The organism is Pseudovibrio sp. W74 (assembly GCF_001623085.1).
Lineage (GTDB): Bacteria > Pseudomonadota > Alphaproteobacteria > Rhizobiales > Stappiaceae > Pseudovibrio.
Genome location: NZ_LMCJ01000060.1, coordinates 111,543 through 126,979 on the forward strand (window position 1 = coordinate 111,543; position 15,437 = coordinate 126,979).

General features: G+C 51.9%; 9 protein-coding genes and 1 tRNA gene. 6 read left to right on the forward strand and 4 right to left on the reverse strand.

The window, feature by feature from the left end:
* Window positions 1–970: 970 nt before the first annotated feature.
* Together PsW74_RS25655 and PsW74_RS25660 are read left to right on the forward strand one after the other, a co-directional pair.
* Window positions 971–2,488 (forward strand): DUF3360 family protein, encoded by a 1,518-nt coding sequence (locus PsW74_RS25655; protein ID WP_208980702.1) that lies wholly within the window; start codon window positions 971–973, stop codon window positions 2,486–2,488.
* 492 nt (window positions 2,489–2,980) lie between these two features.
* Window positions 2,981–4,759 carry an OFA family MFS transporter gene (locus PsW74_RS25660; protein WP_063289543.1) on the forward strand — a complete coding sequence of 593 codons (1,779 nt, stop codon included), beginning with the start codon at window positions 2,981–2,983 and terminating at the stop codon, window positions 4,757–4,759.
* A 179-nt stretch (window positions 4,760–4,938) separates the two neighbouring features.
* Here the strand turns inward: PsW74_RS25660 and PsW74_RS25665 are convergent, their stop codons facing one another.
* Window positions 4,939–5,841, reverse strand: a complete 903-nt coding sequence (locus PsW74_RS25665) for a LysR family transcriptional regulator (protein WP_063289544.1) — start codon at window positions 5,839–5,841, stop codon at window positions 4,939–4,941.
* A 350-nt stretch (window positions 5,842–6,191) separates the two neighbouring features.
* Here PsW74_RS25665 and PsW74_RS25675 point away from each other — a divergent pair, with 350 nt between their 5' ends.
* Window positions 6,192–6,935: a murein L,D-transpeptidase family protein gene (locus tag PsW74_RS25675; RefSeq protein ID WP_082830712.1), complete on the forward strand. Its 744-nt coding sequence runs from the start codon at window positions 6,192–6,194 to the stop codon at window positions 6,933–6,935.
* Window positions 6,936–6,954: 19 nt separating this feature from the next.
* On the opposite strand, the gene PsW74_RS25680 is transcribed toward PsW74_RS25675, so the two are convergent.
* Window positions 6,955–7,039 (reverse strand) — tRNA-Leu (locus PsW74_RS25680).
* Window positions 7,040–7,417: 378 nt separating this feature from the next.
* Here PsW74_RS25680 and map point away from each other — a divergent pair.
* The 3 genes from map to PsW74_RS25695 all read left to right on the forward strand — a co-directional run bounded on the left by map (window position 7,418) and on the right by PsW74_RS25695 (window position 11,595).
* Window positions 7,418–8,263, forward strand: coding sequence for a type I methionyl aminopeptidase (map, locus tag PsW74_RS25685; RefSeq protein ID WP_063289546.1), 846 nt, complete (start codon window positions 7,418–7,420; stop codon window positions 8,261–8,263).
* Window positions 8,264–8,285: 22 nt separating this feature from the next.
* Window positions 8,286–9,113 carry a DNA repair protein RadC gene (gene radC, locus PsW74_RS25690; RefSeq protein WP_063289547.1) on the forward strand — a complete coding sequence of 276 codons (828 nt, stop codon included), beginning with the start codon at window positions 8,286–8,288 and terminating at the stop codon, window positions 9,111–9,113.
* Between the two features lie 193 nt (window positions 9,114–9,306).
* Window positions 9,307–11,595, forward strand: coding sequence for a bifunctional diguanylate cyclase/phosphodiesterase (locus tag PsW74_RS25695; RefSeq protein ID WP_208988165.1), 2,289 nt, complete (start codon window positions 9,307–9,309; stop codon window positions 11,593–11,595).
* A gap of 33 nt (window positions 11,596–11,628) precedes the next feature.
* Here PsW74_RS25695 and PsW74_RS25700 read toward each other — a convergent pair whose 3' ends face one another.
* Together PsW74_RS25700 and ppdK are read right to left on the reverse strand one after the other, a co-directional pair.
* A complete protein-coding gene (locus PsW74_RS25700; RefSeq protein WP_208988166.1) occupies window positions 11,629–12,609 on the reverse strand; it encodes a methylmalonyl Co-A mutase-associated GTPase MeaB in 981 nt (326 codons plus the stop codon).
* An 8-nt stretch (window positions 12,610–12,617) separates the two neighbouring features.
* Entirely contained in the window at window positions 12,618–15,290 is a 2,673-nt protein-coding gene (ppdK, locus tag PsW74_RS25705; RefSeq protein WP_063289549.1) for a pyruvate, phosphate dikinase, read from the reverse strand.
* Window positions 15,291–15,437: the final 147 nt, after the last annotated feature.

Below are 15,437 nucleotides of genomic sequence, written 5' to 3' on the forward strand. Positions count from 1 at the left end.
TCTGGCGAGCGCACCAACACGCTTTAATCTCAAATCCTACAGAAACTCGGTTAAACTTCTCAGCAAACAGACACAACAAATCGGTTCGATGATTTTTGAGGTTACTGGGAAGTGAAAATTTGAAGGCTCATAACGAGCCCGCAGATAAGTCCGGCAGGATGGATCGCCTATCTACGCCAAAAGTAGGGGGCAGCCAAGTTTTTTCTTATCCGGAATGCTCTCACCCCGGCAAAGTGCATAGCCATCGCGGTACAATTTCACCGGGCGTGGAGCCAACTTGGTGTCAGCAAAGTCCAATTTAAACTCGGAAAAACACTTGTATTACAAGTTCCCACAGCGCTGCGACAATACTACCTATAAGTCATTCTACCGCGACAGGATGTGATCCTCAGATCACGTTTTTCATTAGCCTTAACACCCGCTCAAAGTGAATTAATTTCATTATACTGTTGTTTTAAATAAGATATTGCAGCCTGAAATTTCACAGCACTTAAAAACGAGGCAGTTCAACAAAATCAATTAGATAGCTCATATTGTCGCAGTTTTTCGTCTTATAGATTTCATCAATGACGCGATAGACTCATACGATTTTATTTAAGCTACATCCTTCTGCAAGTTCTCGCTGAACACCGTAAGCTTCCCTACGTCATTTCAGGTAGGGGCCTTTCGGAACTGAAGAACAGGGGAAGGGTATTCATGGTCTGAATTTGTGGTTTGCACGGTCTCTTGAAAAGACCCTGGAACCCGGAAGGAAAGTTACAGCGAGTTTGAAGCCGCTGACGCAGTTGCACTTTAACACCTCCCATTAAGCTGCAACTCAAAACCCGAAAATCCCGACGGTTCCAACTCCTCCCAGCAAACCAGAAATCAAGGCCATGACGTGAGATGCCTTCATCAGCTTCGCTCACCAAGCAAGCACCGTGAAGCCACACTCTCCTTTCCTCCGTCAGTTTTATGGAGAATGGCTGTTATGCTTCAGCAGACAGACAAACACGAAGAATCCTATAGCGAGGCACACAAGCCTGCGAGTGAGTTCGAACAACGGTCTGATTATCTGGACCACGAACTCCAGATTATGAAACCACGCCGTTGGGGTCTCAACCTGCCGGGCCGCGACTTCCGTTTTGAAATGGAAGATTTTGTTCCCGCAATTGCAGGAACAATCGGCATCTCCGTGATGTACTCTGCGGTTATGACAGCATGGGCAACCGGCCTCACAGCAAAATGGCCACACGTCAACCTTGGTGCTGAATGGATCATTGAGGTGGTCCGTGTTGAGATGCTCATCCCGGCGCTGCTCTTCTGCATCATCGGTTCAGGCTTCCTCAACCCACGCGCAAACCTTGCAGGCAACCACGGTCCAATGATCCCACTCATTGGCTCCATCGCTCTTGCAGGCGCACACCCTCTGGCACTGGCAGCACTCGTCTGCGCCTTCGGCCTACTCCTCAGCTACTTTAAAGGCGGCTCTCGTCTAGTGAACCTGACCAGTCAGGGCGTTGCTGGCGGTTTGCTCGTGTTCCTTGGCTTCATGGGGGCAAAGGGGCAAATCACATCCCTCTTCAGCTGGGCTGGCGGCCTGCAGGCGAAGCATGACCTTGCTTACAGCCTCTCTTACGTCGCTCTGGCAATCTTTGCCGTCAACATCGTGCTCTACGCCTTCCTCGCAAAGGTCGGTAAGCGCTGGCTCGCAATTCCAGCTTGCTCCGTTATAGCGGTTGTTCTGGCTCTCGCACTTGGCGCTGGTGTTGACCTTCAGTTCACCACAGCTCCTGGCCTGCCAAACATGAACCCATGGTACTGGTGGGGATCTACTGAGACCGGCTGGCAGCTTGGCATCCCTAGCTTCAACCATTTCGTTGCATCTCTGCCTTGGGCAATTCTGGCAGTCGCAATGTGGTCCCCGGACTTCCTCGGCCACCGTATCTTCCAGGAACTCAACTACCCTAAGAACACCGATAAAGTTCTGATGGACGTTGATGACACCATGACCTGCTGCTCCCTGCGCCAGTTCACCGGTACATTCTTCGGCGGTGGTAACATCACCTCCTCCTGGGGCACCTACATGATCCCGGCAGCGATCGCGAAGCGTCCTATCCCTGCAGGCGCAATCCTGCTCGGCGCACTATGCATCGTTATCGCAACCATCGGCTACCCAATGGACGTAGCAGTATGGCAGCCAGTGATGTCCTGTGCTCTTCTGGTTGGTGTTTTCCTTCCACTTCTGGAAGCTGGCCTGCAGATGGTGAAATCCAGCAACGACACCAACTCCGCTGGTATCTGCATCTTCGCAGCCATCGTGACCAACCCTGTTCTGGCATGGGCAATCACCATGTTCCTCGACAACAATGGTCTCATTGGCGATAAGGAACGTGCAGAACGTCTGAGCTTTGCAGACCGCATCATCATTCCAGCAGGTGCAGTGATCATCTGTACTCTGGCAATGGCTGCAGTTGGCATGCTCCCAGGTATTCCAGCTCTCCTGTAAGCTGAACCAAACCAAATCTTAAAAGCGCATCGCCCAGCGATGCGCTTTTTTCGTTTCCTTAGGCACTGCGACAATACGCACCTGCGTAAAACCTGGCGTCAGTAACGCACAGTACGGATGACAACCTCACCTTCATCTGGCATATTCATAGGCACCAAGCAGCCCTACTCCTCTGATATTTCAAAATAAATCAGAGCGTGCAAAATTTTTCACCGCACCACTTTCTGTTTTTGGCTTTGCCCTATCCTCCACAAACCCACACTGTAATAGATTACATCTATAACGTGATAGACTCTGGCGATTTCAACTAACCATGTGTTAGATGCAGACTCAACGTATGGATGCAGGCTTCCTCCCTCTCGCCTGCCTCCTAGGCGCATTCCCGAAACGGGGCTCGATTTTCGGAAAACAGAATGTAGTCGCAACAAAAGATCGAAGCGGTTTGCCGGGCGAGGCAATGCAAACTGCTTTGATTGCTCTAGGGGTTTGCTGATGTTTAAAATACCAAGCTTTATGCTGAAAGACGCGATCGTAGCCAAGCCGGGCTTCAATCGTTGGCTCGTTCCACCGGCTTCCATTGCAATTCACCTGTGCATCGGCTCCGCCTATGCATGGAGTATCTACAATCCGGCACTTGTAAGAGAAATCGGCGGCATAGCGCCAGCAGCTGAAGATTGGTCTCTCAGTTCTGTGGTCTGGATCTTCTCAGTCGCAATTCTGTTTCTTGGCCTGTCTGCCGCTGTTGCAGGCAAATGGCTTGAGAAAGTTGGCCCACGCTGCGTTGGCACAACAGCTGCCTTCTGCTGGGGAGGTGGTTACATCATCGGCTCAATTGGCATCATGACCCACCAGCTCTGGCTGCTGTATCTGGGGTATGGCGTCATCGGTGGCTGTGGCTTGGGCCTTGGGTATGTTTCACCAGTCTCCACCCTGATCCGCTGGTATCCTGACCGTCGTGGTCTGGCAACTGGCATGGCCATCATGGGCTTTGGCGGCGGCGCAATCATCGCAGTTCCGCTGAAAAGCTGGCTTCTGGGCCTCTATGCCAAAGCACCTGACTATCTCGGCCCTCTCGCTGACGTACAAACGACCGTAGAAAACGGTGTGCGCTACGTACAGGTTGCAGGCCAGAAGCTGGAAGCCATTGTCGTCAGTGCATCTCAAGCAGAAGCTGCCTTTGACGGTGCCCAAGCAGGCGTTTACCTAGCAGGCACAGGTAACACTGGCGCAGCCTCAACCTTCCTCACATTGGGTATTGTCTACTTCTTCGTGATGATCCTCGCTTCCTTCGCCTACCGCATTCCCGCACCAGGCTGGAAACCGGAAGGTTGGGAGCCACCACAGGAAGATCCGGCAAAACAAGGCCTCATCACTCGCAACCATGTGCATATTGATACAGCACTGCGGACACCACAGTTTTACCAGCTTTGGATCGTGCTCTGCTTTAACGTGACAGCTGGGATTGGCGTGATCTCCGTTTCCAAAACCATGATCTATGAGATCTTCGGCAACGGCATGCCAACCATCGTAGACGGAGCCTTCACCGCAACCTACGTTTTGATGATCTCCGTTTTCAACGCCATGGGTCGCCTCGGCTGGTCTACTCTTTCTGACTATATTGGCCGCAAGAACACCTACACCGTCTTCTTCGTACTGGGCTCTTTCCTATACCTCTCCATTCCGCTCATCGCAGTAGAAGCAGGTGCAAGCCCCTCCGTGATGTGGCTGGTGATGTTCTACGCAGCCACCATGACCATCTTCACCATGTACGGCGGCGGTTTTGCAACAATCCCAGCGTATCTGGCAGATATCTTCGGCACCAAATTCGTCGGCGGTATCCATGGTCGCCTGCTCACCGCATGGTCTGCAGCAGGTGTTGCTGGTCCATTCCTCATCACATTCCTGCGCGAACGGTCTGTAAACACTAAAATCCATGAGCTTGCGGAAAAGGTTGACCCAGCCGTATTCCTCCAGACTTTCGGTGAAGGTAAAGAAAAACTGGCTGAGCTCATCGCAGCAAAATCCATCTCTGTCTCAAGACTGATGGAAGTAGCTCCAGAAGGCACAGTTGATCCAACTCCGAGCCTCTACAACACCACAATGTATGTGATGGCTGGTTTGCTCGTCGCGGCACTCGTTTCCAACCTTCTCATGAAGCCAGTCCATCCGAAGTATCATATGGCTGAGGACGCACTGGGCGAAGGAGAAGCTAAAACAACAAAACCGGCAACATCTGGCAAACAAACATCTGCACCAATGCCTGCTGAATAAAAAGCAAACCCAAACAACTAAGCCCGCGATCATCGCGGGCTTTTTTTATGAGCAGCTCTAGAGCGCGTTCCGTTTGATTGTATCCAATCAAACGACAAGAATTCGCTCAGAATAAAGGAGTTAGAGCATGAGGTGTGAATGTAAATGAACACAACGGGCTCGAAAGCAATGCTACTTTGCTAATCAGCCTGCTCTGGTATCAGCGGCTTCTTATACTGTGCGGCGCAATCTGCCAGAGATGTGATAATCGCTGGCTCCAGCTCACGCTTTGTCATCACCATACCAATGCTGTGCGAAACAACTGGTTTGATCAGCGGTACGGAAACAATCCCCGCCCCAAGCGACAAGGCAGAAAACTCCGGCAAGATCGCGCAATACCCCGCACGGATAAACCCGCCAAGCGATGGGATCGTCTCGGCCTCAATCTCAGGATCCAACTCAACACCTAAAAACCGTAGCGTGCTGTCTACCATCAACCGATTTTGCAGGTTCGGCGAAAGCGCCACCATCGCCCCGGCATTCACAGCCGTCTCCCATTCTACTGCGTCTACCCCTTGCAGGCGATGCCCTGCTGGCATGAACAGACGATAGTCTTCCTCATACAGCGTGAAACTGCTGTGTTTCTTTGCATCGCTGAATTGAGTGTATGTAATGCCCGCATCGATCTGATAATCCTCAAGAGCCTTATGGATTTCATCATGGCTCATCAATTGGATCGTCGCATGTGCATGCGGGTGGCTCTTCTTTAAATCCAGAATAAGGGAGGCTGTCGCAACATCCGCAGACGGAATAACGCCAATGTTGACCTTACCGAACACCTCAGCGCTTTTACCCGCCACCTCGTTTCGCAAACTGTTGCAGTCCGCAAGCACCTTCTTCGCCCAAACGAGAATGCGCTCACCTTCTGCCGTCAGTCCATGAAACTTCTTGCCGCGCTCAATAATGGGAACACCCAGCTCAATCTCCAACTGGCGAATTCGGCCTGACAACGTTGGCTGCGTCACATTACAAGCCGCAGCGGCACGCGTAAAATGCCGCTCTTGAGCCAGAGTAACGAGGTATTGTAACTGCCGAATATCCAAGGAAGATCACCCTTTACACAACGCTTGATAGAAACGCTCTATAGCACAATAGAGCAATCAGATCAGAATGGGCACGGACACTATAGCGTATCGCCGAAAAGTGGAAGCCGGTTTTCGGATAAAGATACGCAAGCAAAAAATGCTAATGCAGTTCACTAGGTCCTGCCCAGATGCGAACTGCATTAGCATCTGTTTTCTCAAAGAAAAGCAAAACAAATACGCTGCGTACTTACGCCACAGGAATATCAGAGCGACCTTTTCACAGGGTTTCCAGTGCGAACCATGACTTGGCCACATTGCCTCTCTTATCTGCCACTCTCAGTTTCCAGTGATTTGCAATCGGACCTTCCATGGCAAAAATCATTTCTCGTCCGCTCCTTTGGGCAGTCGGCACGGCCTTTTTCGTAATGCTGGCAGTCTTCGCCACGTACTTACTCTTGCCCTATGATCTACCCGGTTCCGCAAATCTCACAAAAGTTAAAGATGAGCGCTTGCCAGCCCTGCGCGCAGATCTGACTTTCAAAGGAATGTCCTTGGGAAGCCCTGTTTTCTTACGCGTCTTCAAAGAAGAAAGCCGGTTGGAAGCGTGGATCCGGTCTGGCAAAACCTATCAGCCTTACAAGTCATGGGAGATTTGCAAATACTCTGGTGATCTGGGGCCAAAACTGAAAGAAGGCGACGGTCAGTCTCCTGAGGGCTTTTACAATGTGTCAGCTAGACAACTGAACCCAAACAGCAGATATCACCTCTCCTTCAACCTCGGTTTCCCGAATGCCTTTGACCAGTCACTGGACCGCACGGGCTCCTACCTGATGGTCCACGGCAACTGCCTCTCCATCGGCTGCTATGCCATGACCAACCAACATATCGAGGAAATTTACCTGCTTGTGGAAGCTGCCCTTCAGAACGGGCAAGGAACTGTCCCAGTCCACATATTTCCCTTTGAGATGACAGAGGAAAAACTCAGCAAGCACGCCAACTCAAACTGGCTGAACTTCTGGCGCAACCTCAAACAGGGTTACGACCTCTTCGAAGAAAACCGCATACCACCAGCAGTCTCCGCTCAAGAAGGCGAATACCAATTTACTATCTAAGTTTTTTGGGAAAGTAATTTGGTGCGGACGGCGGGACTCGAACCCGCAAGCCCAAGGGCGGCAGATTTTAAGTCTGCTGTGTATACCAATTCCACCACGACCGCTTGCAGGCACCTGAGTACACGAGCAAACCACTTTCGTGCAAGTGCCTCTTTTCCGTTATCCAAGAAGTTCCTATGGCTTATCCCGGATTAAGCACCTGAAAAAATCGATAGAATCCCTACAGGAACCACGGAAAGCAACGGGCTTCACAAAATGCGTGCGCAGTTAAGGATCTGACCTCCTTTTTTCTCTACACCTTTCAAAAATACCCGATATAAGTGGGGAAACACCAGATTACTCCCTAGAATGCCCCTAAAAAAATAGGAGAAGCTTCTACGGAGAAGCAGGGCTTGCAAGCAAGCATAATGACATTTTACAGTTCCTCATGATGTAATCTGCGTTCGTCCCTGCGCGAAACGGAACAAGGAAAAAACGGGAAAATGATCGACTACGTAGACGCTGCCAACGCGCCCTTGAAAAATACCGGCCAGATCAAGATCTACAGTCTGGAAGATTTTGAAGGTATGCGCAAAGCAAGCCAGATGACTGCGCAGTGCCTTGACGCACTTGTGCCGCTGGTGCAACCGGGCGTCACAACGCAGGAAATTGACGACTTCGTTTTCAACTTTGGTAAAGAGCGCGGCGGCGTCCCGGCAACACTGAACTATCGTGGCTTCAGCAAGTCCTGCTGCACGTCCATCAACCGCGTTATCTGTCACGGGATCCCTGATTCAAAGAAGAAGCTGAAAGAAGGTGACATCGTCAACATCGACGTCACCTACATCGTTGATGGCTGGCATGGCGACAGTTCCCGCATGTATCCGGTTGGTAAACTCAAGCCCGCAGCCAAGCGCCTCATCGAAGTCACTCACGAATCCCTGATGCGTGCTCTGGAAGCTGCCAAACCGGGCAACACCACAGGCGACATTGGTCACGCCATTCAGGAATACGTAGAATCAGAGCGCTGTTCTGTTGTTCGCGATTTCTGCGGTCACGGCGTAGGCAAACTGTTCCACGACATGCCAAATATTCTGCACTACGGCCAAAAAGGTGCCGGTATCGAGCTGAAACCAGGCATGATTTTCACAATTGAGCCAATGGTAAATCTGGGACGGCCAGATGTGAAAGTGCTGAAAGACGGCTGGACGGCTGAAACCAAAGACAAAACACTGTCTGCTCAGTTTGAACATTCTATCGGCATCACCTCAACAGGCTGCGATATCTTCACAAAATCACCAGCAGGCCTGTTCAATCCAATGGAACCGGAAGCCGGAGCCGCTGCCTAACCGCACCAAGTAAGGAGGGGGAATGAAACAAACCAGTTTCGGGTTTCATGAGGTAACTCCCTCTCCTCAGGAGCAGGCACTCGCCGTGCCTGCGCTCCAGAGCCATATCCCTCTGGGCGAACCGGAAACTCCCCCAGTTCCGTCACCTGCCAAGCAAAACAAATCCCCTAAGCCAGCAGCCAAGCACTACCACGGTCATCGTGCACGTTTACGCGAACGGTTTGAGGAAACAGGCTTGGATGGCCTCCAGTCCTATGAGTTGCTGGAGATGCTCCTCTTCTCATCTATCAAACAAGGTGACACCAAACCGCTGGCAAAAGCACTGCTGGCCCAGTTTGGCTCCTTCGCACAAGTTCTGGCCGCTCCAAAACAACGGCTGGAAGAAGTACCCGGCTGCGGACCACGCACAGCGACCTTCCTCAAAGAAATGCAGGCCGCATCTATTCTCTACGCTAAAGCACAGGTTGTAGAGCGCGATCCCCTCTCCTCCTGGAGCAAAGTGCTGGAATACGTTCGCGCAGCTATGGCGCACAACGACAAAGAAGAATTCCGCATCCTGTTTCTGGACAAAAAGAACCGCCTCATCGCAGATGAAGTCCAGCAAACCGGAACGGTTGACCACACACCCGTTTATCCGCGCGAAGTTACAAAACGGGCATTGGAATTGTCAGCATGCGCGATCATTCTGGTCCACAACCATCCATCAGGCGATCCGACGCCATCCCGTCAAGACATTGAAATGACGACGAAAATTTCAAACACATTAGAGCCTTTAGGCATAGTTCTGCACGATCACATCATCATAGCCGGCTCAGGTCACGTCAGTTTCAGAGGCCTTCAACTCATCTAAGCTATCCCCAGCAGCAGAACTCCATTCACATAAATTTCCCAAGTGATCGATAAAACACGTCGGTTGTACAGGCTCACTCAAGCAAAATCTCCGAACATAAGCATGGGCAAGTGCGTTTTCGCATACAATCAAGAGTTTTAAAGGCAGCATGAGTAAATTGCCGATGGCGGGACAACCGAGTTCGAAAACTCCCATGACTTCAGCAGTGTTGGGCAGTACTTTCGGCAATACGATTACACGAGGCAAAAAAATCGGAGCCCGCATGATGGCTCTGTTGATCCTGTGTGTTGTAGCTGCAGCTTTGGCTGTTGGGTATCTGGCGTTCTACTGGTCAACCCAGCGTGCGCTCGACTTCGAGGTCGATAAAGAAGTTCGCCTCGTACAGAGCAACCTCAAAGTGTTCCGCAATGGGCTCGCAAATGAAGCAGAGCGCATCGCCATCTCTAACAAGGCATATGCTTCGGTCCTGTCAGAAGAAACCAACATCCTGCTGGATGAGGATCTGACACCGACCCCAAGCACTCGTGGTGATCGGGATATCTTCGTCATCCTCAACAAGGATATGAAGCCGCTTTACACCTACCGCCGCGATCTGCCATGGCACAGTGAAGTCTTTGAAGATCAGCTTCGCGGCCAGCTTGATGCCACGCTGTCTGAATTGGAAACACGGGCCAACACCAAGCAAACCCAGTTCCGTGTACCAGAACCACTGCGCAGCCACGCCCCTCTGGCATTGAGCTTGCGCGATGTTGTTCTGGTTGATGGTGCAATCGGCCTCGCCACAGTTGCAGCAATCACTCCGTCAACAGCACCACCAAAAGGTATGCCAACAGTTGCCGGTTATCTACTTTGGGTACGGTCACTGGACATCCGGTCCATCAGATCCTTTGAGGAATCAACGGGCTTGTCGGAAATGTTCATCACCACGAACAAGCCAAAAGCCGATTTCCAGCGTGTATCCCTGCCATTGCTCCGTCGCAACGGCGAGATCATCGCCAACCTGAGCTGGAAAACCACCGCAGCCTCTGGCGCGATCTACACCACCTCATCACCTTATTTTCTGGGAACCATCATCGCGATCTTGCTGATGACGATTCTCATTCTGCTTCGCTACATCAAGATGACAGACCGCATCTTGCAAAACGAGGCAGATGCAACCCATGCAGCACTCCATGATGCCTTGTGCGGCCTGCCCAACAGGACATGGTTTGAGATTTTTGCAGCTGACGTGCTGCGGCGCGACCGGCAAAAGCAACGCATTACCGGCATCGTGTTTCTGGATCTGGACCACTTCAAGCAGATCAATGACAGCCTGGGCCATTCCATCGGCGATGAAGTCATCAAGCTCGTCGCCGAACGCCTCAAAGTGTCGATCAACATGGAAGACCGGGTCGCGCGCGTCAGTGGAGATGAGTTCCTCATCGTACTGGCGCACCGCACCAACATGGATGAGATCATCGAAACCTGTATGTACATCGAGAAAATGCTCTCTGATGCCTTCAAGGTTGAGAAACACAAAATTCTGACCACGGCCAGTATGGGCGTTTCACTCTCCCCGTCGCATGGTCATGACCTGACTGAACTTTTGCGCAGAGCAGACATTGCGCTCTATCAGGCAAAGAAACTTGGCCGCGGCCGTTATGTGCTCTTTGAAAAGGAGATGGAGGACACCCTTCAGATCTCCCGTGAAATCGAAGAGGACATCAAACGCGCGCTCAATGCCAACGAATTCCAGAACTACTACCAGCCGATCATGGACAACACCGGCAAGAACATTCTGGCAGCCGAGGCCCTCATTCGCTGGAACCATCCGAAAAAAGGTCTTTTGCCACCAGCTGCATTTTTGCCGGTAGCTGAAGAATCCATGCTCATCAATCGCATTGGTGAGTGGGTGCTGGAGAACGCGATCAAGGATGGCTCAACCCTGAATGACGTCACCATGTGCGTGAACGTCTCTCCAACCCAGTTACGTCATCCGGAATTCCCTGAGCTGGTCAACACATTGCTGGAGAAATACCAGCTGGAACCTAACCGCCTGGAACTGGAAGTCACAGAAGACGTTCTCATCAACTACTCAGAAACAGTGGTTGAAGTCATCGAGCGTCTTCGTAATCTCGGCGTAAAAATTGCGCTGGATGATTTCGGAACTGGCTTCTCATCTCTCAGCTACCTGCGCCGCGATCTGTTCGACAAAATCAAGATCGACCGTTCCTTCATCAATGGTGCGGTGACTGATGCCAAAGCCAGAGAAATTCTGGCAAGCTCAATCACGCTGGGGCTCCGTCTTGGCATGGATGTGTGTGTTGAAGGCGTGGAAGAAGAAGAGCAGAAAGAACTGCTGCTCACCATGGATTGCCCAATGATGCAGGGTTATCTGTTCTCCCGCCCAATCCCACTTGGCAAGTTCCGTCTATGGCGTGATGACAGGGATGAAGAAGTGGAACAGAAGCCACGCAAAATCAGAGTGGGCGCAGCAGAATAATCTGCGCCCTTCGCGATCGGCTGTCATCTCAATTTAGTTTTCAGAAAAACTCTTCCAGAACGCAGCAAATGTCTCGCTGGTTTCCTGCTTGAAAGCAAAAGGTCGCTTGGCCGCTTCCTCCCAGCGCACACCGGAATTTTTCAGCACTGCAACACCCTGTTGCCCAAACTGCATCTTAAGCTGGTCAACAAGCCAGGCCTTCACCTGATCACGGCGTTGAACCGCAAGACCACCATTATCGTGCAGCACAGAGTGATGTCTGTCGCTGGCATCAATCAACTCACTAAGGCCCCTGTTGTCCATTGCACTCAGCATCAACACAGGCACCTTCCAGTCCCCTCGCTTTGCACTCAAGCTCATGGCACCTTCCACATCCGCACGGGCACGGCTGGCAACGTCCCCCATATCAGCCTTGGTCACGCAGATAATGTCCGGCAGCTCCATGATGCCCGCCTTCATGAATTGAAGACTGTCACCAGATCCCGGCTGAATACAAAGCACGCAGGTATCAGCCACAAGAGCCACATCTGCCTCAGATTGGCCAATACCAACACTCTCCACGATCACCCGGTCCATCACAGCCCGCATCAGGATCACTGCAGCAATTGCATGCTCGGAGAGCCCACCAAGCCGGTCCCGCGCCGCCATGGAACGCACAAAAATCTTCTGATCTTCCGGATCTGTTGAAAGTCGTGTCCGGTCACCCAGCAACGATCCACCAGTCACCTGAGAAGAGGGATCAACCGCAATGACGCCAACGCTTTGATCCGCGCTGCGGTATTCCGAAATCATTGCATTTGTCAGAGTGGATTTCCCAACGCCGGGAGGTCCGGTCAGCGCGATCACATGCGCGATTGGGTTTTGCAACGCTTCATCCAGCAAAGAGATCAGCTGAGGATGCCCCTCATAGCTCTCAATAGCGCTGAGCAAACGCGCAAGAGCTGGCTTACCGCCAGCTCTCAGGTCTTCCAGATTGGCAGGAGCCGACCGAGGCCAGCTCCTCCCTTTTTTCACAAAGCCACTCACCCCTTGTTCCGCTGTGCCAGCACTGCCTGAGCAGCAGCAAGACGCGCAACAGGAACACGGAATGGAGAACAGGACACGTAATTCAAACCAACAGTTTCGCAGAAGGCGATGGAGGCTGGATCACCCCCATGTTCTCCGCAAATACCAAGTTTGATATCAGCTTTCGTCTTACGACCATTCGTGGCTGCAAGCTTCACCAATTGGCCAACACCGTCCACATCCAGAGAAACGAACGGATCTTTCTCCATCACCTTCCGTTCCTGGTACTTGCCCAGGAAGGACGCGGCATCATCACGAGAGATACCAAAGGTGGTTTGCGTCAGATCGTTGGTGCCAAAAGAGAAGAACTCGGCAGACGCAGCAATCTCTTCAGAAAGCAGCGCGGCCCGTGGCAACTCAATCATGGTGCCAACAGAGTACTCAGGCTTTTCGCCCAGCTCCTTGGCCACAACTGCCGCTGTACCGTCAATGCTCTCGCGAACAATATCCAGCTCGCTCTTCAAGCCAACCAGCGGCACCATAATTTCAGGTGCCACCTTGCGACCATGACGCTTGGAAACGTCAAGAGCGGCTTCAAAGATAGCCCGCGCCTGCATCTCTGCAATTTCCGGATAGGAAATCAGCAAACGGCAACCACGATTGCCGAGCATCGGATTGAACTCTTCCAGCTCTTCCGCACGCTCACGCAGCTCTTCCGGATCAATGTCCATCTGCTTGGCAACCTCAGCAATGTCCTCTTCCGTCTTAGGAAGGAATTCATGCAGTGGCGGATCAAGCAAACGAATGGTGACCGGACGATCAACCATCAGCTCAAAGATATCGATAAAGTCCTGACGCTGGATCGGAAGCAACTTCGCAAGCGCAGCTTTGCGTTCTTTCACCGTGTCAGACAAGATCATTTCACGCACCGCAAGGATACGTTCGCCTTCAAAAAACATGTGCTCGGTACGGCACAGGCCAATACCTTCAGCCCCAAAAGAAAGCGCAACTTTCACATCAGCAGGTGTTTCTGCATTGGTGCGAATGTTCATGCGGCGAATGTTATCAGCCCATTCCATCAGCTTTTTGAAATCACCGGAAAGCTCAGGCTCCTGCATTTGGACCTTGCCAGCAAGCACCTGGCCATTGCCGCCATCAATGGTGATTGTATCACCCTTGCCAAAGCTGCGACCGTCAACCGTCATGGTCTCATTACGGGCGTCAACACGAATGGTTCCAGCGCCAGCAACACAAGGTTTACCCATACCGCGTGCAACAACAGCCGCGTGACTGGTCATTCCGCCACGTGTTGTCAAAATGCCTTCCGCAGCATGCATGCCGTGAATGTCTTCAGGGCTGGTCTCTGTACGAACCAGAATAACAGAGCGGCCGTTGGCCTTTTCTGTTTCAGCATCGTCAGAGTTGAACACAATCGCACCGCAGGCAGCACCCGGTGAAGCTGGCAGACCAACAGTCAGCTCATCCCGTTCGCTGGCAGGATCAATGGTCGGGTGCAGCAGCTGGTCCAGAGAAGACGGCGCAATACTCGCAACGGCTTCTTCTTTGGTGATCAAGCCGCTCTCAGCCATATCAACCGCAATTTTCAGCGCAGCTTTCAGCGTCCGCTTACCGTTACGGGTCTGAAGCATCCAAAGCTTACCGTGTTCAACAGTAAACTCCAGATCCTGCATATCGCGGTAATGGGTCTCCAACCTGTCACAAACAGCCTGGAACTCCGCAAACACCTCAGGCATGGTCGCTTCAAGAGATGGTTTTTCGGAATGCGCCTCAATGCGGGCTTTCTCGGTGATATCCTGCGGCGTACGAATACCCGCAACAACATCTTCACCCTGCGCGTTGATGAGAAATTCGCCATAAAGCGCGTTTTCACCAGTGGACGGGTTACGGGTAAAGGCAACACCAGTCGCAGAGTTTTCGCCTGTGTTACCAAACACCATCGCCTGCACGTTCACTGCGGTGCCCCAGTCCTCTGGGATTTCATGCAGGGCGCGGTAAGTCTTGGCCCGTGGGATCATCCAGCTCTTGAACACAGCGCCAACGGCACCCCAGAGCTGCTCTTCAGGATCCTCAGGGAAAGGACGACCAAGCTCTTCTTCAACCTTGTCCTTATAAGCCGCGACGATCAGTTTCCAGTCGTCGCCGGTCAGGTCAGTATCAAGGGAGTAGTCGTGCTCGTCCTTGAAATCTTCCAGAATTTCTTCGAAGTGGTCGTGGTCTACGTCCAGCACCACATCAGAGTACATCTGGATGAAACGACGATAGCTGTCATAAGCAAACCGGTCATCGTTTGCATCTTTGGCCAGCGCTTCAACAGTCCGGTCATTGAGACCCAGATTCAGAACCGTATCCATCATACCCGGCATGGAAACACGGGCACCGGAACGCACAGACAACAGCAGCGGTTTGGTCGTGCTGTTGAACTTACGCTCTGTCAGCTCTTCAACAGCCGCAATGGCAGCATGAACCTGCTCTTTGAGCTCGGAAGGATACTGCTGACCTTCATCATAATAGTGCGTGCAAACTTGCGTTGTAATGGTAAAGCCGGGAGGGACAGGCAATCCTAGTCTGCTCATCTCGGCAAGGTTTGCACCCTTACCGCCCAGCAGCTCCTTCATAGAAGCATCGCCCTCGGTTTTGTTTTCTCCAAAGATGTAGACCCACTTGGTCATAACACCCCCCTTTATTGAGTGAGACGACAACCAATCTCACTTGGAATTGCACCACTGCCCACTATCTGCAATGAACAGGGTCATTATAGCAAGAGACTCAGACCTCGACCTTAGTGTTATTGCGTAAATACTTCTGAATTCTTGAGA

Bases quoted from the DNA above. Each gene is read 5' to 3' on its own strand.
- PsW74_RS25655 (WP_208980702.1), top strand. From the start codon at position 971: ATGCTTCAGCAGACAGACAAACACGAAGAATCCTATAGCGAGGCACAC.
- PsW74_RS25660 (WP_063289543.1), top strand. From the start codon at position 2,981: ATGTTTAAAATACCAAGCTTTATGCTGAAAGACGCGATCGTAGCCAAG.
- PsW74_RS25675 (WP_082830712.1), top strand. From the start codon at position 6,192: ATGGCAAAAATCATTTCTCGTCCGCTCCTTTGGGCAGTCGGCACGGCC.
- map (WP_063289546.1), top strand. From the start codon at position 7,418: ATGATCGACTACGTAGACGCTGCCAACGCGCCCTTGAAAAATACCGGC.
- radC (WP_063289547.1), top strand. From the start codon at position 8,286: ATGAAACAAACCAGTTTCGGGTTTCATGAGGTAACTCCCTCTCCTCAG.
- PsW74_RS25695 (WP_208988165.1), top strand. From the start codon at position 9,307: ATGACTTCAGCAGTGTTGGGCAGTACTTTCGGCAATACGATTACACGA.
- ppdK (WP_063289549.1), bottom strand. From the start codon at position 15,290: ATGACCAAGTGGGTCTACATCTTTGGAGAAAACAAAACCGAGGGCGAT.